This is a genomic window from Pseudomonas deceptionensis (genome assembly GCF_900106095.1).
GTDB classification, from domain to species: Bacteria; Pseudomonadota; Gammaproteobacteria; order Pseudomonadales; family Pseudomonadaceae; genus Aquipseudomonas; species Aquipseudomonas deceptionensis.
The window spans coordinates 2741135-2764778 of the sequence record NZ_FNUD01000002.1; the positions used below are offsets into that span (position 1 = coordinate 2741135).

General features: G+C 57.8%; 21 protein-coding genes and 1 tRNA gene. 13 read left to right on the forward strand and 9 right to left on the reverse strand.

Annotated features, from left to right (window positions below):
* Positions 1–31: 31 nt before the first annotated feature.
* From BLW11_RS12600 to BLW11_RS12610, 3 genes are read left to right on the forward strand one after another with little or no spacing between them, the layout of a single operon-like run.
* Positions 32–1219, forward strand: a complete 1188-nt coding sequence (locus tag BLW11_RS12600) for an XdhC family protein (protein WP_048358420.1) — start codon at positions 32–34, stop codon at positions 1217–1219.
* Positions 1216–1857, forward strand: coding sequence for a nucleotidyltransferase family protein (locus BLW11_RS12605; RefSeq protein ID WP_082136230.1), 642 nt, complete (start codon positions 1216–1218; stop codon positions 1855–1857). Before BLW11_RS12600 ends, BLW11_RS12605 begins: the two co-directional genes overlap by 4 nt.
* Positions 1858–2367, forward strand: coding sequence for a DUF1993 domain-containing protein (locus BLW11_RS12610; protein WP_010656139.1), 510 nt, complete (start codon positions 1858–1860; stop codon positions 2365–2367).
* A gap of 61 nt (positions 2368–2428) precedes the next feature.
* On the opposite strand, the gene sstT is transcribed toward BLW11_RS12610, so the two are convergent.
* A complete protein-coding gene (gene sstT / locus BLW11_RS12615) occupies positions 2429–3661 on the reverse strand; it encodes a serine/threonine transporter SstT (protein WP_048358419.1) in 1233 nt (410 codons plus the stop codon).
* 280 nt (positions 3662–3941) lie between these two features.
* Here sstT and BLW11_RS12620 point away from each other — a divergent pair, with 280 nt between their 5' ends.
* A complete protein-coding gene (locus tag BLW11_RS12620; RefSeq protein ID WP_048358418.1) occupies positions 3942–5105 on the forward strand; it encodes an MFS transporter in 1164 nt (387 codons plus the stop codon).
* Here the strand turns inward: BLW11_RS12620 and nhaR are convergent.
* Positions 5092–5991 (reverse strand): transcriptional activator NhaR, encoded by a 900-nt coding sequence (gene nhaR / locus BLW11_RS12625; RefSeq protein ID WP_048358417.1) that lies wholly within the window; start codon positions 5989–5991, stop codon positions 5092–5094. The two genes, BLW11_RS12620 and nhaR, sit on opposite strands and share 14 nt — an antisense overlap.
* A 134-nt stretch (positions 5992–6125) precedes the next feature.
* On the opposite strand from nhaR, the gene BLW11_RS12630 reads away from it, so the two are divergent.
* Complete coding sequence (locus BLW11_RS12630; protein ID WP_048359494.1) at positions 6126–6365, forward strand: hypothetical protein; 240 nt, start codon at positions 6126–6128, stop codon at positions 6363–6365.
* A gap of 30 nt (positions 6366–6395) precedes the next feature.
* Positions 6396–7151, forward strand: a complete 756-nt coding sequence (locus BLW11_RS12635) for a TerC family protein (protein ID WP_048358416.1) — start codon at positions 6396–6398, stop codon at positions 7149–7151.
* A gap of 59 nt (positions 7152–7210) precedes the next feature.
* Here BLW11_RS12635 and BLW11_RS23985 read toward each other — a convergent pair whose 3' ends face one another.
* Entirely contained in the window at positions 7211–7378 is a 168-nt protein-coding gene (locus tag BLW11_RS23985; RefSeq protein ID WP_162837859.1) for a hypothetical protein, read from the reverse strand.
* Between the two features lie 224 nt (positions 7379–7602).
* On the opposite strand from BLW11_RS23985, the gene BLW11_RS12640 reads away from it, so the two are divergent.
* On the forward strand, positions 7603–8280 hold the full coding sequence (locus tag BLW11_RS12640) for a lipoprotein (protein WP_048358415.1): 678 nt from the start codon (positions 7603–7605) through the stop codon (positions 8278–8280).
* Positions 8281–8318: 38 nt separating this feature from the next.
* On the opposite strand, the gene BLW11_RS12645 is transcribed toward BLW11_RS12640, so the two are convergent.
* On the reverse strand, positions 8319–9602 hold the full coding sequence (locus BLW11_RS12645) for an NAD(P)/FAD-dependent oxidoreductase (protein WP_048358414.1): 1284 nt from the start codon (positions 9600–9602) through the stop codon (positions 8319–8321).
* 184 nt (positions 9603–9786) lie between these two features.
* Here BLW11_RS12645 and BLW11_RS12650 point away from each other — a divergent pair.
* Positions 9787–9863: transfer RNA gene (locus BLW11_RS12650), tRNA-Val, on the forward strand.
* Between the two features lie 216 nt (positions 9864–10079).
* On the opposite strand, the gene BLW11_RS12655 is transcribed toward BLW11_RS12650, so the two are convergent.
* From BLW11_RS12655 to BLW11_RS12665, 3 genes are read right to left on the reverse strand one after another with little or no spacing between them, the layout of a single operon-like run.
* Positions 10080–10463 carry a nuclear transport factor 2 family protein gene (locus BLW11_RS12655; protein WP_048358413.1) on the reverse strand — a complete coding sequence of 128 codons (384 nt, stop codon included), beginning with the start codon at positions 10461–10463 and terminating at the stop codon, positions 10080–10082.
* A 58-nt stretch (positions 10464–10521) separates the two neighbouring features.
* Positions 10522–11625 (reverse strand): alkene reductase, encoded by a 1104-nt coding sequence (locus BLW11_RS12660; RefSeq protein WP_048358412.1) that lies wholly within the window; start codon positions 11623–11625, stop codon positions 10522–10524.
* Between the two features lie 55 nt (positions 11626–11680).
* Positions 11681–12259, reverse strand: coding sequence for a TetR/AcrR family transcriptional regulator (locus tag BLW11_RS12665; RefSeq protein ID WP_074836777.1), 579 nt, complete (start codon positions 12257–12259; stop codon positions 11681–11683).
* Between the two features lie 1455 nt (positions 12260–13714).
* On the opposite strand from BLW11_RS12665, the gene BLW11_RS12670 reads away from it, so the two are divergent.
* Together BLW11_RS12670 and BLW11_RS12675 are read left to right on the forward strand one after the other, a co-directional pair.
* Positions 13715–14746, forward strand: a complete 1032-nt coding sequence (locus tag BLW11_RS12670) for a methyltransferase (RefSeq protein WP_206540730.1) — start codon at positions 13715–13717, stop codon at positions 14744–14746.
* Positions 14747–14846: 100 nt separating this feature from the next.
* Positions 14847–16340, forward strand: a complete 1494-nt coding sequence (locus BLW11_RS12675) for an FAD/NAD(P)-binding protein (RefSeq protein WP_048358410.1) — start codon at positions 14847–14849, stop codon at positions 16338–16340.
* A 74-nt stretch (positions 16341–16414) separates the two neighbouring features.
* Here the strand turns inward: BLW11_RS12675 and BLW11_RS12680 are convergent, their stop codons facing one another.
* Entirely contained in the window at positions 16415–16621 is a 207-nt protein-coding gene (locus tag BLW11_RS12680) for a hypothetical protein (RefSeq protein ID WP_048358409.1), read from the reverse strand.
* Positions 16622–16764: 143 nt separating this feature from the next.
* The gene (locus BLW11_RS12685) at positions 16765–17274 is read right to left on the reverse strand and encodes a GNAT family N-acetyltransferase (protein WP_193790158.1); all 510 of its coding nucleotides are present in this window, start codon (positions 17272–17274) and stop codon (positions 16765–16767) included.
* A gap of 553 nt (positions 17275–17827) precedes the next feature.
* Between BLW11_RS12685 and bcsQ the strand changes: the two genes are divergently transcribed.
* Genes bcsQ through bcsB form a run of 3 tightly spaced genes read left to right on the forward strand, consistent with a single transcriptional unit; the run spans position 17828 to position 23558 of the window.
* A complete protein-coding gene (gene bcsQ / locus BLW11_RS12690) occupies positions 17828–19039 on the forward strand; it encodes a cellulose biosynthesis protein BcsQ (RefSeq protein ID WP_048358408.1) in 1212 nt (403 codons plus the stop codon).
* Entirely contained in the window at positions 19036–21258 is a 2223-nt protein-coding gene (bcsA, locus tag BLW11_RS12695) for a UDP-forming cellulose synthase catalytic subunit (protein WP_048358407.1), read from the forward strand. Before bcsQ ends, bcsA begins: the two co-directional genes overlap by 4 nt.
* Positions 21258–23558 carry a cellulose biosynthesis cyclic di-GMP-binding regulatory protein BcsB gene (gene bcsB / locus BLW11_RS12700; protein WP_048358406.1) on the forward strand — a complete coding sequence of 767 codons (2301 nt, stop codon included), beginning with the start codon at positions 21258–21260 and terminating at the stop codon, positions 23556–23558. The genes bcsA and bcsB overlap by 1 nt, the downstream gene beginning before the upstream one ends.
* The last annotated feature ends 86 nt before the right edge of the window (positions 23559–23644 follow it).

The following is a 23644-nucleotide window of genomic DNA, read 5'->3' on the forward strand; positions in this document are numbered from 1 at the left end:
AAATAACGGAATAAGACTGGGAGCGGCGGTTATGTCTGATGTGTATTGCTTGCTTGATGCGCTGGATCACGCCGACAGAAGCAATGTCGATGTGGTCCTGGCCACGGTGGTCAAGGTTGAAGGTTCAGCGTATCGACGCCCCGGCGCAAGGATGCTCATACCGCGTTTCGGCCAGGCAGTGGGCACGGTCAGCGGGGGGTGCCTTGAACAGGAACTGGTCAGGAAAGCCTGGTGGCTGACCGAGTCGGGGGAGCCGGTGATCCGCTGCTACAGCACGGCGGCGCAGGACGATGATGACCTCGACGAGGAGGGCGCGGAGCTGACATTTGGCCTGGGCTGCAACGGTACGGTGCATGTGCTGCTTGAGCGCCGCGAAGCGGGCAAGCCATCGCTGCTGGACACGCTGCTGCACGGTGTACGCGCCAGCGGGCAGCCCGCAGCGCTGGCGACTGTGTTGTCGACCGATGACAAGCGTCGCGTGAAAATAGGTGCCCGGCTGGGGCTGAGTGCCCTGTCGCGTATGAGTGAAGGGTTTGACTGTGAAGTCCTTGCAAGCAAGGTTCAGGCGGATTTGCTAGCGACCCTTGAGCGCAAGAAGTCGTCACGGATGATCTACGAAAGCGGAACGTGCGCCGTTGAGGTGTTGCTTGAGTACATCGCACCGCAGCGCAGGCTGGTGATTTTTGGTGCGGGCAACGACGCCCAGCCGTTGGTGCGCTTTGCCGCCGAATTGAACTGGCAGGTGCATGTGGTGGACGGACGGGCGAATTTTGCCCGCGCCGAACGCTTCCCTGGCGCCAGGCACGTGCTGGTCGAACCCATCGATCAGGTGTTCGATTTGAAGGCGGTGGTGGACGGCGCGGCGGTGGTGGTCATGACCCACAGCTATCGGCAAGACCGGCACTGGCTCAAAAGCGTCCTGGCCTGCGCGCCGGCGTATGTCGGGCAGTTGGGGCCTAAAGAACGCACGGAACGCCTGCTTCACGATATCGGGGCCGGGCCCGCTGGGGCGCAAGTCCACTACCCCATGGGCCTGGATCTGGGCGGCGATACGCCAGAGAGTGTCGCCCTGGCCATCGTCAGTGAAATCAGCGCGTGCCTTAACCAGCGTCAGGGCGGGATGTTGAAGTACCGCAAGACCACGATTCATGAAGCGACACAGGTTCATCTCACGGCACTGCCTGAGCCGCTAAAGGTTGCAGGGGGCGGGCGCAATTGAACGGCCTGCCAGACACGCCGGTTGTGGCGGTTGTGCTGGCGGCAGGCATGAGCCGGCGGATGGGGGCGCAGAACAAATTGCTCCTGGCAATCGAGGGGCAGCCGATGGTCAGGCACGTTGTCCTGGCAGCGCTGGCGTCCCGCTGTCAGAAAGTGCTGGTGGTCGTCGGGCATGAAGCCGGGTACGTTCGGCAGGTGCTGAGCGATCTGGCGGTGGAGTTTGTGTTCAATGAGGCCTTCGCAGAAGGAATCGGCGCGTCGGTGCGTGCGGGGGCACAGGCGGTCAGCAGCCAGCAGGCCGTGCTTTATTGCCTGGCGGACATGCCCGGCGTCACTGCCGGCGTGATCGATCAACTGGTTGACGCGTTTCACGCTTATCCGGACTTCATGGGTTTTGTGCCGGCGTTCAACGGCAAGCGCGGCAACCCCGTGCTGTGGGCGCCGGGCTGTGTGCGGCAGCTCAGAGAGTCTGCGGGAGACGAAGGTGCGCGGGGGCTCTTGCATCAGTACCGCGACAGGGTCATGGCGGTAGCGGTCGCCAGTGAATGGGTGATGGTTGATCTTGATACACCGCAAGACTACAGGCGTGTCTATAATCGCCCCACATCCCATTCCCGCCCACAGACTGTCGAGACTTAAATGACTATCTCCCTGTACGCCGCTTCCATCCCCGTGTTCAAGCAAATGCTCAACGCCCTGAGCGGTGTTCTGACCAAGGCTGAAGCTCACGCGACGGCCAAGAACATCGACCCGAGCGTGTTCCTGCAGGCCCGTCTGGCGCCGGACATGTTCCCGCTGGTGCGTCAGGTGCAAATCGCCGTTGATTTCGCCAAGGGCGTTTCGGGCCGTCTGGCTGAAATTGAATTGCCGAAGTACGACGACAGCGAAGTGACTTTTGCTGACCTGCAAGCACTGATCAGCAAGGTGCTGGCCTTTGTTGACGGGATCAAGCCTGAGCAAATCGACGGCAAGGAAGGCATCGAAATCATCACCCGTCAGGGCACGCCGAAAGAAAAACGCTTTACCGGCCAGGCTTACCTGCTGACCTACGGCCTGCCGCAGTTCTTCTTCCACGTGACCACTGCTTACGCGATCCTGCGCCACAACGGCGTTGAAGTCGGCAAGCGCGATTACATGGGCGCGTTCTAAGCAAGCGCCATGTGACGGCTTCAGGAGCTGCCCGCCCGGGCGCTCCTGAAGCCGTTTTGACTTAGCCCTGTTGCAGGGCTTTGTCTTCCTGGGCCAGGCAGGCCGCGGCAGTAAACAGTACGTCGGTGGACGAGTTGAGCGCGGTTTCTGCAGAGTCTTGCAGGATGCCGATGATGAAACCCACGGCCACGACTTGCATCGCAATTTCGCTCGGGATGCCGAACAGGCTGCACGCCAGCGGAATCAACAGCAGCGAACCTCCCGCTACACCCGATGCGCCACAGGCGCACACGGCTGCCACGACACTCAGCAAAATGGCAGTCGGAATGTCGACCACAATCCCCAGCGTATGCACGGCGGCCAGGCTCAATACCGTGATGGTAATCGCCGCGCCCGCCATATTGATGGTGGCGCCCAGCGGGATCGAGACCGAGTAGGTGTCTTCATGCAGGCCCAGGCGTTCGCTCAGGGCCATGTTCACCGGGATGTTGGCTGCCGAACTGCGCGTGAAAAACGCGGTAATCCCGCTTTCGCGCAGGCACATAAACACCAGTGGGTACGGGTTACGGCGCAGTTTCCAGAACACGATCAGCGGGTTGACCACCAGCGCTACGAACAGCATGCAGCCGATCAGCACGGTAAGCAGGTGCAGGTAGCCCAGCAGGGCGCCAAAGCCCGAGGTGGCGAGGGTCGAAGCCACCAGGCCGAAAATGCCCAACGGTGCAAAGCGGATGACCACGCGCACGATCACGGTGACGCCATTGGACAGGTCGCTGAGCACGGTGCGGGTGGTGTCACCGGCATGGCGAATGGCGATGCCCATCCCGATGGCCCAGGCCAGAATACCGATGAAATTGGCGTTCATCAGTGCGCTGACCGGGTTATCGACCACGCTCAGCAACAGGCTTTGCAGCACCTCGCTGATACCGCCCGGCGCGGCAATGGCGATGTCTTCAGTCACCAGCACCAGGGTCGACGGGAACAGCATGCTGGCGACAACGGCCACGACGGCGGCGGCAAAGGTACCAAACAGGTACAGCACCAGGATCGGGCGGATATGGGTTTCTTGCCCGTGCTTGTGGTTGGCAATCGATGCCATCACCAGAACAAAGACCAGAATCGGTGCAACGGCTTTCAAGGCGCTGACAAACACCTTGCCGATAAAGGCCACCGAGAGCGCTGCGGAGGGCGCAAGCCAGGCCAGCAAAATACCGGCGAACAGACCCATCACGATCTGGGTCACCAGGCTGGTGCTCTTGAGCTTGTGCAGCAGGGTAGGTGGAGCATCAGTCATAGGGTTTCTCTAGTTGTTCTGGGCAGTGCATTGAAAAAACTATGGGGCGATCAGCGGCAAGGGGGCAGGCTGATCGACGCAAGTCGGCGGGGGGCTAACTTTATCATAGAGATGTAGGTGCTTTCCTACGCAGGGGCAATCTGCCACATCTGTGATCGAACTTGTCCGGTCTCACGTGGTTTCCCGGCGAATCATTCTGTTACTATTGCGCATCCCCTTTTTTCTTCAAATCAGCGGGCCTTATGGGCTTTCGCTGGCCTCGTTGTTTCTGGAGTTATTCATGCTGTTGCCCATCCTGCTGCTGTCGGCGGCCGGTTTTACCGTGCTTACGACCGAGTTCATCATCGTTGGCCTGCTGCCTTCGATTGCCCGTGACCTTGAGGTCAGCGTGCCCCAGGCCGGTTTGTTGGTGAGCCTGTTCGCGTTCACGGTTGCGGCCCTTGGGCCGTTCTTGACCGCTTACTTTGCGCGCTTCAAGCGCAAGCCCCTGTTTATCGCGATTTTGCTGATGTTTGCGTTCGCCAATACCGTGGCGGCCCTGGCGCCGAATATCTGGGTCATGGCCTTTGCGCGGCTGCTGCCGGCCTTGGGCTTGCCGGTGTTCTGGGCCCTGGCCAGCGAAACCGCGGTAGACATCGTAGGCCCGGATTACGCCGGGCGGGCGATTGCCAAAATCGGCTTCGGGATTGTCTGTGCAACGGTATTTGGCATCCCGGTCGGCACCCTGATCTCGGATGCATGGGGCTGGCGCAGTGCATTCGGGATTCTGGCCGTGGTCGCGCTGGCCAAGGCCCTGCTGCTGTGGATCTACCTGCCCGCTACACACGTGATCAAGGAGACCGTCACCCTGCGCTCGCAATTCGGTCTGTTGCGCAGCCCGTTGATGATTGGGCATATCGTGCTGTCGGTGCTGGTGTTCAGCGGCATGTTTACCGCTTACACCTATCTGGCCGACATCCTTGAGCGGCTGGCGGGTTTCGACGGCACGCTGGTGGGCTGGTGCCTGATGGGCTTTGGCGCCGTCGGCCTGATCGGCAACTCACTGGGCGGGCGCATGGTGGACCGCCATCCGCTGATCGCCTCGATGGTGTTCTGTGCCTTTATGATCGGCGGCCTGGTGGCCCTGATCCCCAGCATCCATTCAACCCTGGGCCTGGCGGCGGCGATGGGGATTTGGGGGGTGACACAAGCGGCAATGTTCCTGGTCAGTCATGTGCGCCTGATGAAAGTCGCGCCCCATGCCCCGGCCTTTGCCGCGTCGCTGAACATCGCCGGGGCCAATCTGGGGATCGGTCTGGGCGCCATGGTGGGCGGCCGGGTGATTGACAGCTACGGTTTGGGCAGTCTGGGGTTTGCCGCCGCCGGGTTTATCCTGATCTCGATTTTGCTGGCGCTGCTGCTTATGACCGTCAGGTCGGGCCCCGTGTGCGCTAACGCGGGGTAAACAGTTCGCGCCGTGCCCCCTCGGTGATCGCTACGATGCCGGGGTGGCGGATCTTGCGTTCGACGGTGATGGCGTAAAACGACTCGGTGACCGCTTCAGTGTGGCCGATCAGTTCAACATCAAACTGACGCATCACCTCATGCGCAATCACGCTGGGGGCGATAAACACGCCGATTCCGGATTGGCCGAAGGCCTGCATCAGTGCGCTGTCATCGAACTCGCCGACGATGCGCGGTTGTATTTGTTGCTCGGCCAGCCAGCGCAGCAGGCGGCTGCGCAGCACCGTCTCGGGCCCCGGGATCAGCAGCGGTGCACCTTGCAGGCACTGCGGAAAGTTTTCGGCATAGTCTTTGGCCAGCGTTGAAGTGGCAAAGAAACTGATTCCGCATTCCCCCAGCTTTTGGCTAAACCCTTTGATGTCGAGGTGGGAAGGCATCGGACTGTCGGAAATCACCAGGTCCAGACGTTGAATCGCCAGGTCCGCCAGTAGCCGGTCGAGCTTGTCTTCACGACAGGTAATGCGTATCGGCTTGTCCAGCTCCATGGTCGGGGCGATCAGGCGGTACACGATCGACTTGGGCACCACATCGGCCACGCCGACCCGAAACAGAATTTGCTGCTCCGTGGGCGCCATGCGCAGCATGCTTTCCAGCTCGCTGCCGAGCTGGAAAATTTGCTCGGCATAGGGCAGCACCTGACGCCCGGTTTCGGTCAGCTCAAGTTGGCGTCCGACCCGCCGAAACAAGGGGAGGCCATAGGTGTCTTCCAGCAGGCTGATTTGCCCGCTGATGGTCTGTGGCGTGAGGTTCAACTGCTCGCAGGCGCGAACAATGCTGCCGGTTTTGGCAACGACCCAGAAGTAATGGAGTTGGCGGTAATTGAGCATCGACCCTTCAACAGTTCGTAAAAACCGAAGTATAGCGCTTAAAAATACGAATTTTACTGAAGTGTTTGACCCTCTAGAATTCCGCGTCATGCGCAGCCGCTCAGGCGGCCGTCGATTTATAGAGGGTAATGAGCATGAAAATTAAACAAACAGGTGTTGCTGTGCTGTTGGTGGCGGGCCTGATACTGATGACCGGTTGCGATCAGGCAGAAAAAGCGGCGCAACAAATGTTGAGCAAAACCGCTGAGTCCGCCAAACAGGCGATTGATGACACTCACAAGGCGGCTGAACAGGCGCTTAGTGATGCCACAGGCGGGCTGATCGAAAAAGAGCAGCCTGAGCAAGAAAACAAAGACTCGTCCAAAGCTATTTAACTCGTCCTACTGCAGAGTCCGAACACACCTATGGAATATCTTTTACAACTGGCTGCCAGCCCCGCAGCCTGGGTCGCTTTAGCCACGTTGATCGTGATGGAAATCGTGCTGGGCATCGATAACCTGATCTTTATCTCGATTTTGACCAACAAGCTGCCCGAGCAGTACCGCACCAAGGCGCGCCGCATTGGTATCGGCATGGCGCTGATTCTGCGTCTGGGCTTGCTGGGCACGATCGCTTACATCGTTCAACTGACCACGCCGGTGTTTGAAGTGTTGGGCAAAGCCTTCTCGTGGAAGGACATGATCCTGATTGCCGGTGGTTTGTTCCTGGTGTGGAAAGCCACCAGCGAGATCCACCACAGCATGTCTGCGCAGTCAGAAGAAAAGACCGAGAGCGTGTCGTCGAAAGTCACCTTGGGTTTTGCCGCCGCTATCGGGCAGATCCTGATGCTGGACCTGGTGTTCTCCATCGACAGCATCATCACCGCGGTCGGTATGACCGAGCACTTGCCGATCATGGTGATTGCAGTGGTGGTGGCAGTGTTGGTGATGTTGCTGGCTTCGGAGCCTCTGGCCAAGTTCATCAATGACAACCCGACCGTGGTGATGCTGGCCCTGGCCTTCCTGATCATGATCGGCATGACCCTGATCGCCGAAGGTTTCGGTGCCCACGTACCAAAAGGTTATGTGTATGCGGCGATGGCGTTCTCCGCCACGGTTGAAACACTCAACATTCTGGCGCGCCGGGTTCGGGAAAAACGCCAGGCTGCCCTGGTGAAGTAAACGCAAGTTGCTGTTAAAAAGCCGTCCACCCTGTTTGGGGTGGGCGGCTTTTTTGTGGGTTAGTGGGCGTTTACCGCGCCAGTCACCGGTTTCTCAGGGATGTCTTGCGGCTTTGGCTGCACGTGCGGGTGGTGATGGCGGCTAATGCGCATCAGGCCCCAGAGCATGGCGCCGGCAACGGCCAGCCAGCCTGTGATCAGCAGGAAAATAGTGAGTATCGGGCTCATCAGTGCCTCCTTTGCCCCCTACGGGCTCAAACACACGCTAAGCAGAGGACAGTCTAGTCGCAGCAGTGTTGCAGTCTATTGACCGAAGGTCGTGGTGGACTAACTGATTTGCTCTATCCCGGCCATTGGGCTGTGGCTTAAGGCTATACCTTGCCTTGTTGGCGCCCTATGATCGACGGCCAAGGCGGGCCTGATGGTCTGGCGTTCATTCAAAGCGAGGGAATATGCAGGGTGTGACTGGGTTGAGATCGGCGCGACTGTGGCTGGTGGCATTGTTTACATTGGCGATGGTGGGCTGTGCCAGTGTTGAGCCGCCTGAAATTCGTAGCTTGCCGGAAAGGGTCGAGCTCAATGGCGTGCCCTTTTTTCGCGGCAATGCCCATCAAGGCGCCCCGCAAACATTGGCGGCCATGCTCGGTGAGCAAAAGGTCAGGGTAACACCGGGTCTTCTGACCAAACCCTTGAAGCTGCCGGGAGAGCAAGCGTCGTTGCAGGGCAATATAGAGCAGCTGGCTGCCGGCTACGGCTTGATGGTGTATCCGCTGGACAGGTCGCTGTCGGCGTTATTGACCCAAGTGGCGGCGGGTTACCCGGTCATGCTGCGCTTTAGCGATGGCACGCTCTGGTCCGAGCCGCGCTACGCGATGCTGGTAGGTTATAACCGCACCAAGCGCACCGTAATGCTGCGTGCAGGCATGGAGCGACGCCGGTTGATGGACTTCGACACGTTCAAGTCGCACTGGATGGACGCCGGTGGCTGGGCGGTACTGATGTTGTCGCCTACACAGTTGCCGGCCAACGTCGACAAGGCCCGCTGGTTGAAAGCGGCCAACAACTTGTCACGCTCGGGCCAGGAACAGGCGGGCGCCACGGCAATCAAGACTCTGGAATCACACTACTGAAATGCTGCGGGAGCCGGGTTGCCAGCTCCCGCAGAAAATCAAAATCCGAACTTGTCCCGCAAGCTGTAGTACCACGCACCCAAAGCGGTCAGCGGGGTACGCAGCAGTTGCCCGCCGGGGAACGGGTAGTGTGGCAGGTCGGCAAAGGCATCAAAGCGCTCTGCCTGACCGCGCAGGGCTTCGGCCAGCACCTTGCCGGCCAGATGGGTGTAAGTCACCCCGTGACCGCTGCAACCTTGCGAGTAATAGATATTGTCGCCAATACGGCCAACTTGAGGCAGACGTGACAGTGTCAGCAGGAAGTTACCCGTCCACGCGTAGTCAATCTTCACGTCCTTGAGTTGCGGGAAGGCCTTGAGCATTTTTGGCCGGATAATCGACTCGATATTGGCCGGGTCGCGCGCGCCGTACACCACGCCACCGCCGAAGATCAGACGCTTGTCGCCGGACAGGCGATAGTAGTCGAGCAGGTAGTTGCAGTCCTCGACGCAGTAGTCTTGTGGCAGCAGCGTTTTGGCCAGCTCTTCGCTCAACGGCTCGGTGGTGATCACCTGGGTGCCGCATGGCATGGACTTGGATGCCAGCTCGGGCACCAGATTGCCCAGGTAAGCATTGCCGGCCACGATGATGAACTTGGCCCGCACCTTGCCCTCAGGCGTATGCACCACCGGGTTTGCGCCGCGTTCGATACGAATCGCGGGTGACTGTTCGTAAATGGTCCCGCCCAGCGACTCAACAGCTGCGGCTTCACCCAGCGCCAGATTGAGCGGGTGAATATGCCCGCCGCTCATGTCCAGCAGCCCGCCCTGATACTGATCACAGGCGACCACCTCACGAATGCGGCGCTGGTCCAGCAGTTCCAGTTGCGTATTGCCATAACGCTCCCAGAGCTTCTTCTGCGCTTCCAGGTGGCCCATCTGCTTGGCGGTAATGGCTGCAAACACACCGCCGTCTTTCAAGTCGCACTGGATCTGATACTTGGCCACGCGCTCACGAATGATCTTGCCGCCTTCAAAGGCCATCAGGCCTAACAGCTGCGCCTGCTTGGCGCCGACCGTGCGCTCGATCACATCGATATCGCGGCTATAACTGTTAACGATCTGACCGCCATTGCGCCCTGAAGCGCCGAACCCCACCTTCGCGGCTTCCAGTACCGTGACCTTGAACCCGGCCTCCAGCAAAAACAGCGCACTCGACAGCCCGGTGTAGCCGGCACCGATCACACAGACGTCGGTCTCAACCTCGCCCTGCAGGGCGGGGCGCTCAGGCGCAGGGTTGGCTGAAGCCGCATAGTAGGACTGGGGATATGGGGTGTTCGACATTCTGCAGCCTCTGTTTTATATTTTTTACGAGTAAGCCCGATGCTACCTGAGTTGAAATCCGCCCGCCAGCCACCTGCGGATGAGCATTTTTGCGGTAAAAATAAAAAATTCGACTATTCATAGGGTTAGCTGCAAAAAAGGTGTTGACACCCCTCCGCAAATCTATAGAATGCGACCCCACAGCAGGCACGTAGCTCAGTTGGTTAGAGCACCACCTTGACATGGTGGGGGTCGTTGGTTCGAGTCCAATCGCGCCTACCAAACAAAATCCGCTCTGCTGGGCGGTCTAGAAGGGCTCACCGAAAGGTGGGCCCTTTTTTGTTGCCTGCGATTTGCAAAGCTTTTGCAAAACCCCTGCTTTAGAACGCCCAATGCTCGCTTGTAACGGCACCATGCTCAGCAGCTCTTTGGAGATAGTTCCTTGGGGAGTTCTCAGTAAGGCATTGCTGTACTCCTGGCAGACTGTAGCCGCATGGTTTAGATGAACTGGTGGTAAACCTTGGCGATGACTTTCCACACGCCATCCACGCGGATCAATGTCAGGTAGTCGTTATAGTCGGCACCAATGGCGTCATTTTCCATGTCGACGCGTACCACGGCTGTGGTCGGTGTAATCGCCAGCACATCCAGGCGGGTGGTGATTTCAGGGGCCTTGCCGTTCTTGTTGATGAAGTCAAACAGGTTGGCAATGGGGCCGCCCAGTAGCTCGCCGTTGGTGAAGCCGTACATGACTGCATCTTTGTGGAAAGCCTGCGCCACTTCGTCACTGCTGCCGTTGCGCAGGCCGTTTACGTACTTCTGAGCTACCGCAATTACTGCGTCGTATTCAGTGGTGGGAACGGTCTTGATGTTCTTGCTCATGATGTTGCTCCTGTTTGAAATGGGGGGCGTCGGCGCGGGGGGGGGTGTGCGACGTTCCTTAGTAGTTGCCAGTCGGCCAGTCGGTGTATCCCTTGGCGCCGCCGCCGTAGTAGCTCTCTCTCGGAGCGATGGTCAGCGCTGCACCACGCCGCAGACGCTCTACCAGATCGGGATTGGAGATGAACAGGCGGCCGAAGGCTACGGCGTCGATCTTGTTCTGGGCGCGGCGCTCGATGGCCATTTCCAGGTCGTAGTTGTTGTTACCGATGTAGGGCCCTGTGAACAAGCCGCTCAGGTAATCCATATCGATGCCTTCGGGAACTTCACGACTGGTCGCCGTAGCGCCCTCAACGAAGTGCATGTAGGCCAGGTTCAGCTTGTTCAACTCGGGGATTAGATGCCCGAACAGACCCATGACGTTGCTGTCTGGAGGCGTGTTTCCAGCGTCCGGTGTTACCGGCGACAGACGGATGCCCACACGGTCGTTGCCCCAGATTTCGATCACCGCCCGAGTGACTTCAAGCGTCAGGCGCGCCCGGTTTTCGATCGAACCACCGTACTGGTCGGTTCGCTGATTAGTGGAGTCGCGCAGGAACTGGTCGAGCAGGTAGCTATTGGCTGAATGCACTTCCACCCCATCGAAACCGGCGCGCTTGGCATTTCGTGCAGCAACGCGGTATTGCTCAATGATGCCGGGAATTTCGTTGGTTTCCAGCGCGCGCGGTGTAGACACCGGAACGAAGCCTTTGGTGGTGTAAGTACTGCCTTGTGCCTTGATTGCCGAGGGGGCGACCGGCGCCTGGCCGTTGGGTTGTAGTTCGACGCTGGAGAAACGGCCGACGTGCCACAGCTGCAACACAATTTTCCCGCCTTCGGCATGTACGGCATCGGTGACTTTCTTCCAGCCAGCAGTCTGCTCATCACTCCAGATGCCTGGAGTAGCTGCATAACCACGACCTTGGGCGCAGATGTTGGTCGCTTCGGCGATGATCAGCCCGGCTGATGCACGCTGGGCATAGTAGGTAGCGTGCAGTTCGTTGGGGATACCATCCTCGGTGTAACGGCTGCGAGTAACCGGAGCCATGACGATTCGGTTGGCGAGTTTGATCGCCCCGAAATGGGTGGGTTCGAACAGATCGGTACGTAGAGTGTTGTCAGTCATAAGGGAACTCATGTTAGTAGACCAGTCGTCTAGTTGTGAGGTAAAAAAAAGCCGCTCAACCGAGCAGGCTTTTAGTCATGGTCAGCGCCGATAAAAATGGCTGAGTAGATCGGTTCACTTTAGCCATCAATGATGCGCCCAGCCAAAGCTGGTACATCGACTCAGCCAGCGCAACGCTATCGCTGGTAACGATGCTGCCATCTTCGACACCGCGCTCGATGCTATCGGTGATCAGACTTATGATCCGGGCAGTGCCTTTTTCTAGTACCTGACGCATGACTTCGGAAAGATCGCAGACTTCAGCACCCAACTTCACGACCAGGCATTTGTTGTCGACGGAGTCGTCATGCTGGGTTTCGCTCCAGTACTGAAAGTACTTAAGGAGGCTTTCAGCTCCACTCGCCTGTTGCTTGAGAATCGGCCTGATACGTGACAGGTACTCTTCAAAGTACTCATCAAGCAGTGCCTGGCCAAATTCTTCCTTGGATTTAAAATAGTAATAGAACGACCCCTTGGGTACGCCTGCCGTGCTCAACACTTCGTTAAGACCGACAGCTGTATAGCCTTTTTGGGTCATAAGCGCTCTGGCGACATCAAGGATGTGCTCGCGCATTTCATTAGCAGGTTTCTTCATAGTGGGCGCAGCTTAACCAGAATTAGACCAGTCGTCTACAAGAGTCGACGACTGGCGAATTATCCTGGTGGTGCCACGCTGATACATCTGAGGGCAAGATCCAGCGCCCTCAGGGCGTCGGTCGTGAACATTTGAGCTGATGAAGGCACCTGGCTCGGCCCGGGATGATGGCGGACTGGCTTGCAGTGATGTGTACGCATCGGAGTACGATCTGCCTGGCGTATGTCGGCCGTTGGCTACTCAGATCACACTCCGATGCGACCTCCCGTGAGGGATCGGGCAGTTAGCGACAGGCTGTCGTTGGCGCTGGTTGTTCAGTAAGAACCTTTATAGGTAAGTGAAGCTCGGTCGCGCTAACTTGCACTGTTTTCTGCAGATTTATTTGCGTGCAGCTACTCTGCGCAGCCATCCCGCTGTATGGTCACTTTGCCCGGGGAACGCCGGGCTTGAATGACGCCTGCATTGTTTCGCAGAAGGCGCAAGCCGACTTGCGCAGGCTCATCTACGAGGTTTCTCCGTTGCTTTATGCTGATTCTGTGCTCACGCTGTTAATAAATACGGTTAATTTTTGGGGAGGTTTTGCGTTATGGAAAATGCATTCAAACAGCCATTGTTCGTAGTCGGGGTCTCGCTGTCTGCTGTAGGTCTCGCCACTTCAATACCCGGAATCTGGATACCTGGGTGCGTCTTTATGGTTATCGGGTTTACGAAAAGAACGCAGGGTTGAGGTAACTTGTGTTCTGCACTTTCTGTCTCTGTGAAGAGGGGGTTATTGCATTGAGAGTGAAGTCCGTCGGCGGCCGGGCTTCTTGTTTTTATTGAAGGTTTTTAAGTTGCAGGCGTGTGCAAGCTGCCTGTTTAAACAGGGAGGGTAGTAACGCTGATATTGCATTTACAGAACCGTGTTGTTTGCCAATGGCTGGACCCTCTTGTGTGTGGATAAAAGACCCGTTGACCGGGGTTCGGGTTTTCCGAGTTTATAAACACCTGAAGAACTGACGCCGTTGTACTGGGGGTGAGGGCTTATTGAATTGTCTACACCAGCGTCCCGATAGCCGCCAGCACAATGATTGCCCGCATGAAAACCACGTTCGCTATCACCATGCTTTGTTCACACTGTTTGCGTGCGCGGTATAGGCGTCAGTGTAGTCGTGAATTTGCGAAGCGCGCAGTTTACAACGGGCGTTGCAAGAGAAGCTCGCCATCTGTGTACGTTGTTTTTATTACAACTGTCATAAATCAGGTTGAGCTTAGCCATTTGTCGGAAAGAAATCATTGTGCGGCCCCGTTGGGTGCTGTGCTTCCTGAGCAGATGTAATTACAAACTTGCGTTTGTTATTTGTGGCACTACACTCCGGCTCCCTGCAGGTAAGCAGGCTTCGGAAAAACCGAATAAGCATTGCATCTTTAATTCAAAGATACGCAGTTCATTAATACTCAAGGATAGAGGTATATATGACGAAGCAAATGCAATCACAGTTGGTACTCAAGAACGAAGATGCTGCACTTCACTTGCTGGATCAAACGATGGGTTATACCTATCAGGCAGCCCTGCGGGCAGTAGCACAACTTGGGGTCGCCGATTATCTGGCCGACGGGCCAAAGTCAGTGGTGGATTTGGCGCAGGCCGTGGGTGCGGAGCCTCAGAAGTTGCAGCGATTGCTGCGAGTTACCGCAACACGGGATATTTTTCGCGAGGTTGAACCCGGTGTTTTTGAGCTCACGCCGGCCGCAGATTATCTGCGTACCGATGCTGATCATTCACTGCGTTCTGCTGTGCTGATGCTTACCGATGAGACGTTCTGGCGGCCCATCGGTGAACTGATCGAGAGTGCCCGTGGTAATCCCCCGTTCAGGCACCTGTATGGCAAATCCTTTTTCGAGTACTGGTCGCAGGCGGGTGCCCAGGCAGAGGATTTTCACGTCGGCATGTCCTCCATGTCGGAAGTGGAGAACATTTTCCTGGTGCGCAGTTATGAGTTCCCTGACGGAGCCACCGTTGCGGATATTGCGGGAGGCTTTGGCGGTTTGCTGCTGCGTGTGCTGCAGACCAATCCCAGCCTCCACGGAATCTTGTACGACCAGCCGCACGTTCTGGAAAGGAACCGCCTGGGTGAGCTGGCAGACAACTCCCGGTGGGAACTGAGCTCGGGTGATTTCTTCAAGTCCGCACCGAAGGCGGATATTTATCTTCTCAAGTACATCATGCATGACTGGCCTGATGAGCAGGCATCGCTGATCCTGAAGAACATCCGCAAAGCCATGAACCCCGGCGCACGCATCCTCATCATGGATCCCCTTATTCCGGAGGGAAACACGCCGCACTCCGGGAAGTTGATGGACCTGTTGTGCATGGGTATCTACGAAGGCGGCAGGGAACGGACCAAAAAAGAGTTCGAACAGTTGTTGGCAAGCGCCGATATGCGCTTGAACCGCACTATTGATACGGGCTGCTACGTATCAATTATCGAGGCATGCGCGGTGTAGTGAATCGTGCGTGAAGCCGCATTGAGCATTGGCAAATGATCAATGCGGCTTTGCCTGTGTGGTCAGCCACTGTGTTCTTACTCTTTTCAGAGGCAATCCCATGAATAGACTTGCCATAGTCGGTGCCGGAGCTGCCGGCGTTGCGACTTTCATCGCTGCGGTCAGGGCGGGTGTTGCGCGAACCATCTATATGATCGATCCGCACCCCGTCGGCCCGGGAACAGCATTCTCGAATACGGATCGCGACATTCTCTGTAATACCTCGGTTGATACCATGTCGGTGTTGCACGACGTGCCCCTGGATTTTCTTGAACACTTGAGTTGCGAAGGCTACGCCTCTACGGCCGAGAGCTTTGTGCCGCGGTTTTTGGTGGGCCGATACCTGGCGAACCGCTTTGTGCAGTATTCCGCCATGGCGCGGGAGCAGGGTGTGGTCGTCAAATATGTATCGAGTACGTTCAAGGCCCTGAAGATTCATGGCCACCGCCGCTATGAACTGGAGTTTGTTGACTCTCCTCAGGTGCCGTCCTCATCTCTGATGGTCACTGATGTGGTGTTCTGCACGGGCTTTGGGCCGCCTCGTTTGCCGCTTGTTGCGCAACCTTTTTTCAACCATTCGAGCTTCATCAAGAATCCTTACCCTGAAGCCAGCATGCTGGCGATGATTCCTGAAAAATCCCGTGTGCTTGTGATGGGCAGCAAACTGTCGGCCATCGACAGTGCGATCGTTCTCTGTCGCGACGGGCATCAAGTGACCATGCTGTCCCCGTCGGGAGAGTTCCCCGCCGTACGTGCGCGTTTCATGCGCAGCCCAAAGGCAGCATTCGTTGGCGAAGACATCGCATCCGTCATGGCGCCAGGGGAGGAGGGCTGCAAGACGTACAGTCCTTCGCTGCACTATAGGTACGTCAAATACTTCTCCAAGGTATTGCGCCAGAACATTGGCAAAGACTGGAGTCAGCAGTTCTCCTATTCATCGACTGTTCTCGGCAGGTTGAAGGAAGAAGTCGAAATTGCAGAGAGTGGTGATAGCCAGTGGCAGGAATACGTTGTTGATTTCATGCATGCCATTAACGGCGTGCACAACAAGGAAGACGTCTATTTCGACGGCTCTTTCCACCCTCGCTTCGAGCGTCTGCTTTACAGGTACATCACGGCACTCGCACTGCCCAACGCCCGCAAACTGTTGAAGTACATTGAAGACGGTGTTCTCTGCGTACAGGGCGGTGAAATAAGCGCGATGGATTACTCGGACAGGCGCCCCAATGCATGGAATGTCAGCTGGGGTGGGGAGGTGCATGGCTTTGACACCATTGTTGCAGCCACGGGCTACTACCAGTCCAGGTATGTCATGAGCGATGACGGCAGGGTCGAGCTGGACGTGACAGGCGAGCGGGGCAGGCATGCGATCACTATCTTGCCGAGCATGGCCGGTGCGCATGAGAGCTTTGGCGGCAAGGAGAGCATCTGGTTCGTCGGCGCGCCGGCCCGCCCGCGTGTCTGGGTACCGAATGCCCTTGTTGTGGTTACACCATTGGCAAACCAGGTCATCGAGAGCATGCGCCAGCTTCCACGAGTGGGGGCGGCCGCTTGATGTCATGAGTTGTACTGTCAGTCAGTGCCTGCGCGCGGCTTGTAGTTGCGCGTTGGCATTTCTCGTCCCCTCGCTCATTCAACCTCAAGCGCGGCCTGTATCTGATCGGCATATTTGCCCAGATTATCGAGCTCCCATTGAAGCTGGGCAGGGCCGCTTGAGTTTAAGACCTTGGACTGGATCAAGGTCAAAGCAGCGGCAACGGCAAGCTCTCGTCTATTCTGCGGGCTTGCTGCACCAAAGGGGGTGTCGCCTCTGAGGTTTTTGAAGTGTTCAGACATGCTGTTCTCCTTACCTTGCTGTTGAGTTGACACTCACCACTGTTGGCAACTTGCCGCGATATAAAAACCAGTGAGCGATGGATTGTTTGATTGTAGTACGATCGGTAACTTGTCGTGGGCTACTGCACTTCCTCTCAGTACTTTTACCCGATGTATGAAAACACTCGATATACAAAACCATTGAACTGGAATTCAGCCACTTGCTTCATGCCCATTCGCCTGTGGGCCTTGAGCGAAGCTTCGTTGTCTTCACGAATAAACAGAATTCCTTCACGGCCCGGCTGCTGCAGGCGCAGTTGTGCGAACAGGCTCTGTGCCAGGCCCTTGCCGCGCTCGCTGGCGCCGACACAAATCGGGCCATAAACGTAGGCATCGCCCGTTCCCTCATACGCCTCGAACATCGCTTTGACGATGGGGATGTCGGCATTCATTGCGCGGGTCGTGGTCATCAGGAAGCCGGTAATGTCGTTGCGGTTGCGGGCCACGATCAGTGGCATCGCCTGCATCATCTGCGCTATCCGTGAGCGCGGCAGTTCGGCTGACAACATTCCGCCACGGGCCATCTGGTTGGCGGCCTGGAGTGCGACGATACCGTCGATGTCCGCTTCGGTGGCCACCCCTACGCGGGTGCTGGTGCCTTGCGTGTCAGTCATGGTGTTGCTCCTGTAGTCCGGCGCTATCCGTTGTGGGATTTCGTCATTATCTGTACAGGATAAATCAAGAAATGAGGAGAGTTTGCCGCAAGTCAGTCAGGGCAAATTTGTTCTTACTAAACTCGGCCATCAAAGCGAAAGAGCAAGATCAGCTGGAACGATTAATCCACTCTGGATTTACGCCCGTTCCATGGGCTCCGTCAGATAGTTGCCAACTGTTCACATGGCTTCAGCGATTTAGCAACGTAACTTCCATGCAAGGGGCTGCCCAGGTAATTCCGGGGCGGTTTTTTTCGCTGCTTTTAAAAAATTAAAGTATTTCAATAACTTACAGTTGCAAAAGATGATGGCTGGGTAAATGCCAAGGGGATGGCGCCAAATAAAGTTGCAATATTAGCGTCAAAATATTGGCCAGCATGCGGCATTTTGTCATTCTAATTAATATGACACTCTAATCATGTTCAAAATATTGACGATATCATTGTGATGGCTTATTTTGCCGTGCCGTGCAAGGACACATGTCATTAGCAGTCAGCGCCCAAGGAGCCTTCACATGAATCGTACAGACGATATATCGAATTTATTCAGCAGGTTCGGAGCAAGTTCGGCCAGCTATCACGAGTTCGAAAGTCAGTTCGATTACCAGGGAACGGCTCTCTCGCTGGAGAAGACGAGTGTTGTGGTTGAGCCGGCGCTGTTGACCGAGATCGTGGCGCAACGGGCTGCTCCCGTTCTGCTTGAACCTCAGGTTGCAGGCGTGCCGGTCAGGGCGGCGGCGCTCTCTGTCGTCTCAGCGGTTGCCCCGGCAGCTTCGCCAGTTGTTCCCGCTGTTGAACCGCACCGGCCCCCAATTCAAGCCCCCCTCATGACCGCGACGGACGTTGCGACACCGCTGCGTAATCTGCTCGCCGAGGTGGTCCTTGCCCGTCAGGCCCAGACGCAGGCTTTGCACGCTCAAGCACAGCCTCGGGCGCCAAAGTGCAAGGCGCATATCGTGGCGCTGGTTTCGCCCAAGGGTGGCGTTGGCAAGACGACCCTCGGCGCCGGTTTGGCCAGCAGCTTGCGAATGGACGGCGGCACAACCCTGGCCATCGACCTTGATCCGCAAAATGCGCTGCAATATCACCTGGGCATCGAGCACGGCGTGACAGGGCTGGGCAGTGCCAGCGAGACCGAGACCCTCTGGAACGACAGGCTGCAACAAGGCTTCGCCGGTGCGCAGTTGTTGCCCCATGGCGTGCTCAGTGATGAGGAACATGACGCTCTGCAAAGCGCCATGGGCGTGGACCGCCATTGGTTGGCCTGGCAACTGGACCGCATGGGCCTGGGTGAAAACGACGTGGTGATTCTTGACACGCCGACGGGTCGTTCGGCGTATCTGGAGCAGGCGCTGGACGTGGCCGATCAAGTGATCGTGGTCACCACCGCCGATGCCGCCAGTTTTATCGCCCTGGACCAGATGGATCGCTTGCTCGGTGCTACCGATGCGCGCCCGGCGTCCTCGGTCTGCAGTTATGTGGTCAATCAATTTGACGCCGACCGCGAGTTCTCCCGGGACATGCTTGAAGTGCTAAAGCGCCGTTTGGGCGGACAGTTGCTGGGGGTCATTGCGCTGGACAACACACTCGGCGAGGCCCTGGCTTACGGGCATGACCCGCTGGCGTCGCCCGGTTCATCAGTTGCTTGCCAGGATGTGCTGCTGCTCAGCGAGCAACTCAAAGCCAGGCTCATGAGCGCCTCTTCTGCAAAGATCAGCGCCCCGTGATCAAAACATGTACCGAGCCGCCAGTTACACACAGTCGTCTTCAGCGTTGGGCCCAGTCTCTGGCCGACCGTATCGGTCAGTGGCCTGCTGCGGCACGTCGGGCGCTGATCATCGGCACAACTGTATTTTGTGGTCTGTTGGGCCTGCTGATTATCACGGCTCCGTTTGATTTTTATGCGCAGTGCATTTTCGCCACTGGCTGCTTCGGTGCGGCGCTGGTACTGCGCAGGATCCCCGGGCGTTTGACCGTCCTGATCTTGATCGGTCTGTCGCTGACGGCTTCGCTGCGCTACATGTACTGGCGTCTGACCGAGACTCTGGACTTTGACGAATGGATCGACATAGCGTTCGGTTATGGCCTGGTACTGGCCGAAATCTATGCATTGGTGGTGCTGGTGTTCGGCTATCTGCAGACGGCCTGGCCGTTGCGCCGCCAACCGGTCCTGCTCAAAAGCCCGCCTGGCGAGTGGCCCGTGGTTGACGTGTTTATCCCGTCATACAACGAATCCCTCGATATCGTGAAACTGACCATCTTTGCCGCCCAAGCCATGGACTGGCCGCAAGACAAGCTGCGCGTCCACGTGCTGGACGACGGCCGTCGCGAAGACTTCCGTGAGTTCTGCGAACAGATCAACGTCAACTACATCTCCCGCGACAACAACCGCCATGCCAAGGCCGGCAACCTCAACGAAGCGTTGAAGGTTACCAGTGGTGAGTTCGTGGCGTTTTTCGATGCCGACCATGTGCCGACCCGTTCCTTCCTGCAAGTGAGCATCGGCTGGTTCCTGAAAGACCCGAAGCTGGCGATGCTGCAAACGCCGCACTTCTTTTTTTCACCGGACCCGTTCGAGAAAAACCTCGACACCTTCCGCTCGGTGCCAAACGAAGGCGAGCTGTTTTATGGCCTGGTGCAGGACGGCAACGACCTGTGGAACGCCACGTTTTTCTGTGGCTCCTGTGCCGTGATCCGGCGCAAGCCGCTGCTTGAAATCGGCGGGGTCGCAGTGGAAACCGTGACCGAGGATGCTCACACCGCACTCAAACTCAACCGTGCCGGCTATAACACTGCTTATCTGGCGATCCCGCAGGCAGCGGGGCTGGCGACAGAAAGTCTGTCGAGCCACATCAGTCAGCGGATTCGTTGGGCCCGAGGCATGGCCCAGATCTTTCGTACTGACAACCCGCTGTTCGGCAAAGGGCTGAACCTGGGGCAGCGCCTGTGCTACCTCAACGCGATGCTGCACTTCTTCTATGGTTTGCCGCGTCTGGTGTTTCTGACGGCACCGCTGGCCTTCCTGTTTTTCGACGCGCAAATCTTCCACGCTGCGGGGTTGATGATCACGGCCTATGCATTGCCTCATATCTTCCATGCCAGCCTGACCAACTCCACCATCCAGGGACGGTTCCGTCATTCGTTCTGGAACGAGGTCTACGAGACGGTACTGGCCTGGTACATCATGGGGCCGGTGCTGGTGGCACTGGTCAATCCCAAGCTCGGTGGTTTTAACGTGACCAACAAGGGCGGGATCATCGACGAGAAGTTCTTCGACTGGAAACTCGCCCGCCCGTACATCGTGCTGCTGACCCTCAACATGGCGGGCCTGATGTACGGGCTCGCGCGTCTGGCAATGGGGGAGGAGGGCGCCACCACCACGCTGCTGATCAACCTGGTGTGGACGCTTTACAACGTCATCATCACCAGTGCCGCAGTGGCGGTTGCCAGTGAAACCCGACAGGTGCGAGCTGAACCGCGGGTCACCGCCCATTTGCCTGCGCACCTGACCCGTGCGGATGGCAGCGTAATTGAAGGCGTTACCCAGGACTTCTCGCAGAAAGGCGTGGGCTTGCGTTTGCCGGAAGGTTTTAACGTACCCCAGGGCGAGCGGGTCCACATCTCGCTGTTTCGCAACAAGCACCTGAGTGTGTTCCCTGCAGTCATCGTGTTTAGCCGGGGCGAGCTGCTGGGTGCGCAGTTTGATGCCCTGACTCTGCGCCAGCAAAGCGATCTGGTACGTCTTACCTTTTCCCGCGCCGACACCTGGGCATCGACCTGGGGCAGCGGGCAGGTCGATACCCCGCTGGTGGCCTTGCGCGAGGTCAGCCGTATCGGCCTTCGCGGTATCCACGAACTCTTCAAAGCCACGGCCATGGAAGTGCGGAGCAAAATCCGCCGTCGCCGCGTCACCCCAACCATGCTCGAAAACGTCCTGGACAAGTGATGAACTCAACGTCTTTAGCCTTCGCTAATCTGCGCGATTTGCCGCGCGCGCTGGCACGCTTGACGTGCGCCTGGCTGGCTTTAATCGCCGGTGCTGCTTATGCCGAAACCACGCCGCCAGCCTCTGCGCCCGGTGCCAAAAGCTACACCGTGACCCTCAAGCAATTGGGGCGTAATTATCCAATGAGCCTGCGCGGTGTGGAGTCGACCGACAGCGTCAGCTTCGATGTGCGGGCTGACTCGATCGTCACGGGGGCCAGGCTGAACCTGCAGTACACCTATTCACCGGCGCTGCTGGCGGAGCTGTCGCAAATCAACGTGCTGGTTAACGATGAAGTGGCCGCGAGCCTGCCGTTGCCCAAGGACAAGGCCGGGCAACTGCAACAGCAGGTTGTGCAGATTCCGGCTCACTTGATTACCGAGTTCAACCGTCTGAGCCTGCAATTTATCGGGCACTACACCATGAGCTGCGAGGACCCTCAGCACTCCAGCCTGTGGGCCAAAATCAGTAATGCCACCGAACTGGGGATTGACGTCTCGCCACTGGTCTTGCCCGATGATCTGTCGATTATCCCGCTGCCGTTCTTTGATCGTCGCGATGCCAGCGCCCTGGACTTGCCGTTCGTGTTCGCCACAGCGCCCGACAATGCCACGCTTGAAGCTGCCGGGGCCCTGTCGTCGTGGTTCGGTGCCCAAGCCAGCTATCGCGGTGCGCGGTTCTCGTCGGGATACAACCAGATACCGGCCAGCGGCAACGCCGTGGTGCTGGTCAGCGGCCCGGATACGCTGCAAATGGGCAGCCTGAGCCTGCCGCCCGCCAAGGGTCCGACCCTGACCGTGATGACCAACCCCAACGATGCCAATGGCAAGTTGCTGGTGATCACCGGTCGTGATGGCGCTGAACTCAAGCGTGCCGCTACGGCTTTGGTACTGGGCAGCCAGGCCTTGTCGGGCAGCAGCGTTGTGATTGATCGACTGGACAGTGTGCAGCCGCGCAAACCTTACGATGCGCCGAACTGGTTGCCCAGTGATCGCCCGGTAAAACTGGGGGAGTTGATGCCAGCCAAGGAGCTGTTGGTTTCCGGCTATAACCCGGGTGACATCACCGTGCCGCTGAACCTGGCCCCGGACCTGTTTACCTGGCGCGATGCAGGCGCTCCGTTGAACCTCAAGTACCGCTACACGCCGCAAGAGAGATCCAGCAACTCGTCGCTCATTATCAGTTTTAACGATGCACTGATTCAGTCGCAGAACCTGCTGTCCCAGGACAAGCTCGACGGCGGCCTGCTCAGCGCACTGAAGTCCGATGACAGCCTGGGTCGCGAGACCACCGTCTACCTGCCGCTGAACTCGGCCGCCCTGCAGTCACGGCTGCAACTGCGTTACATGTTCGACTACATCAAGCAGGGTGAATGCAACGACATCATCATTGACAACATGCGCGGTGCCATCGACCCCGAGTCGACCCTTGACCTGAGCGGCTACGATCACTTTATCGCCATGCCCAACCTTGGCGTATTCAAGGACGCCGGTTTCCCGTTCACGCGCATGGCTGACCTGTCGCAAACCGCCGTGGTACTGCCGGATAACGCCGGTGCGGCGGATCTGGATGCCTACCTGACCGTGCTCGGCCGATTTGGTCATTCCACCGGTTACCCGGCCACCGGCGTACAGGTGATCCAGGCCGCGCAGGTTGCCAGTGCTGCGGACAAGGACTTGCTGCTGCTGGCATCCGGTGCGAACCAGCCGCTGCTGACGCAATGGGCTGATCGTCTGCCCGCCACTGATGCTGATGGGCAACAGGCTTTTCATCTGTCCGACTTGCCGATGCGTGTGCGTGACTGGTTCAGCCCGGACCCTGAAGCCAACCTGCGCAAGACCAAACTGGCCATGGCGTTCTCGGGGGGGGCGCACAGCACTTACCTGACCGGTTTTGAGTCGCCGTTAAAAAGCGGTCGCAGTGTCGTGGTAATCGCCAGCGGACAGCCCCAAGGCCTGGCTGACGCAACCAACGCCTTGATCGGTGGTGAGGATTACACCGGGTCGATCCAGGGCAGCCTGGTGGTGGTGCGTGGCAAAAGCATCGAGCCGCTGGTGGCGGACGAGCAGTACTACGTCGGCAGCCTGGGCGTCATCAAGTACCTGCAATGGCTGATATCACGCCACGTGGTATTGGCGCTGGTACTGACCGGGCTGGGCGTGGCCTTGCTGGGCTGTCTGGCTTACCTGGTGTTGCGTGCGCGGGCCAACAGGCGTCTGCAAGGGGAGCCGGAGCGTGCAGTCGATCACACAGAGCCTTAGGCCTGAAGTGCTCTTGGCCACCGTATTACTTATGTGAGCTGGTTTAGCCGGGCTTTATGGACAAGCACTTCCCCGCTCAGGGGAAG

Coding starts and splice junctions, on each gene's coding strand:
- BLW11_RS12645 (WP_048358414.1), bottom strand. CDS start 9,602: ATGTCGAACACCCCATATCCCCAGTCCTACTATGCGGCTTCAGCCAAC.
- nhaR (WP_048358417.1), bottom strand. CDS start 5,991: ATGCTCAATTACCGCCAACTCCATTACTTCTGGGTCGTTGCCAAAACC.
- BLW11_RS12680 (WP_048358409.1), bottom strand. CDS start 16,621: ATGTCTGAACACTTCAAAAACCTCAGAGGCGACACCCCCTTTGGTGCA.
- BLW11_RS12670 (WP_206540730.1), top strand. CDS start 13,715: ATGACGAAGCAAATGCAATCACAGTTGGTACTCAAGAACGAAGATGCT.
- bcsB (WP_048358406.1), top strand. CDS start 21,258: ATGAACTCAACGTCTTTAGCCTTCGCTAATCTGCGCGATTTGCCGCGC.
- BLW11_RS12655 (WP_048358413.1), bottom strand. CDS start 10,463: ATGAGCAAGAACATCAAGACCGTTCCCACCACTGAATACGACGCAGTA.
- BLW11_RS12635 (WP_048358416.1), top strand. CDS start 6,396: ATGGAATATCTTTTACAACTGGCTGCCAGCCCCGCAGCCTGGGTCGCT.
- sstT (WP_048358419.1), bottom strand. CDS start 3,661: ATGACTGATGCTCCACCTACCCTGCTGCACAAGCTCAAGAGCACCAGC.
- BLW11_RS12685 (WP_193790158.1), bottom strand. CDS start 17,274: ATGACTGACACGCAAGGCACCAGCACCCGCGTAGGGGTGGCCACCGAA.
- BLW11_RS12600 (WP_048358420.1), top strand. CDS start 32: ATGTCTGATGTGTATTGCTTGCTTGATGCGCTGGATCACGCCGACAGA.
- bcsQ (WP_048358408.1), top strand. CDS start 17,828: ATGAATCGTACAGACGATATATCGAATTTATTCAGCAGGTTCGGAGCA.
- BLW11_RS12640 (WP_048358415.1), top strand. CDS start 7,603: ATGCAGGGTGTGACTGGGTTGAGATCGGCGCGACTGTGGCTGGTGGCA.
- BLW11_RS12620 (WP_048358418.1), top strand. CDS start 3,942: ATGCTGTTGCCCATCCTGCTGCTGTCGGCGGCCGGTTTTACCGTGCTT.
- BLW11_RS12665 (WP_074836777.1), bottom strand. CDS start 12,259: ATGAAGAAACCTGCTAATGAAATGCGCGAGCACATCCTTGATGTCGCC.
- BLW11_RS12660 (WP_048358412.1), bottom strand. CDS start 11,625: ATGACTGACAACACTCTACGTACCGATCTGTTCGAACCCACCCATTTC.
- BLW11_RS12630 (WP_048359494.1), top strand. CDS start 6,126: ATGAAAATTAAACAAACAGGTGTTGCTGTGCTGTTGGTGGCGGGCCTG.
- BLW11_RS12610 (WP_010656139.1), top strand. CDS start 1,858: ATGACTATCTCCCTGTACGCCGCTTCCATCCCCGTGTTCAAGCAAATG.
- BLW11_RS23985 (WP_162837859.1), bottom strand. CDS start 7,378: ATGAGCCCGATACTCACTATTTTCCTGCTGATCACAGGCTGGCTGGCC.
- BLW11_RS12675 (WP_048358410.1), top strand. CDS start 14,847: ATGAATAGACTTGCCATAGTCGGTGCCGGAGCTGCCGGCGTTGCGACT.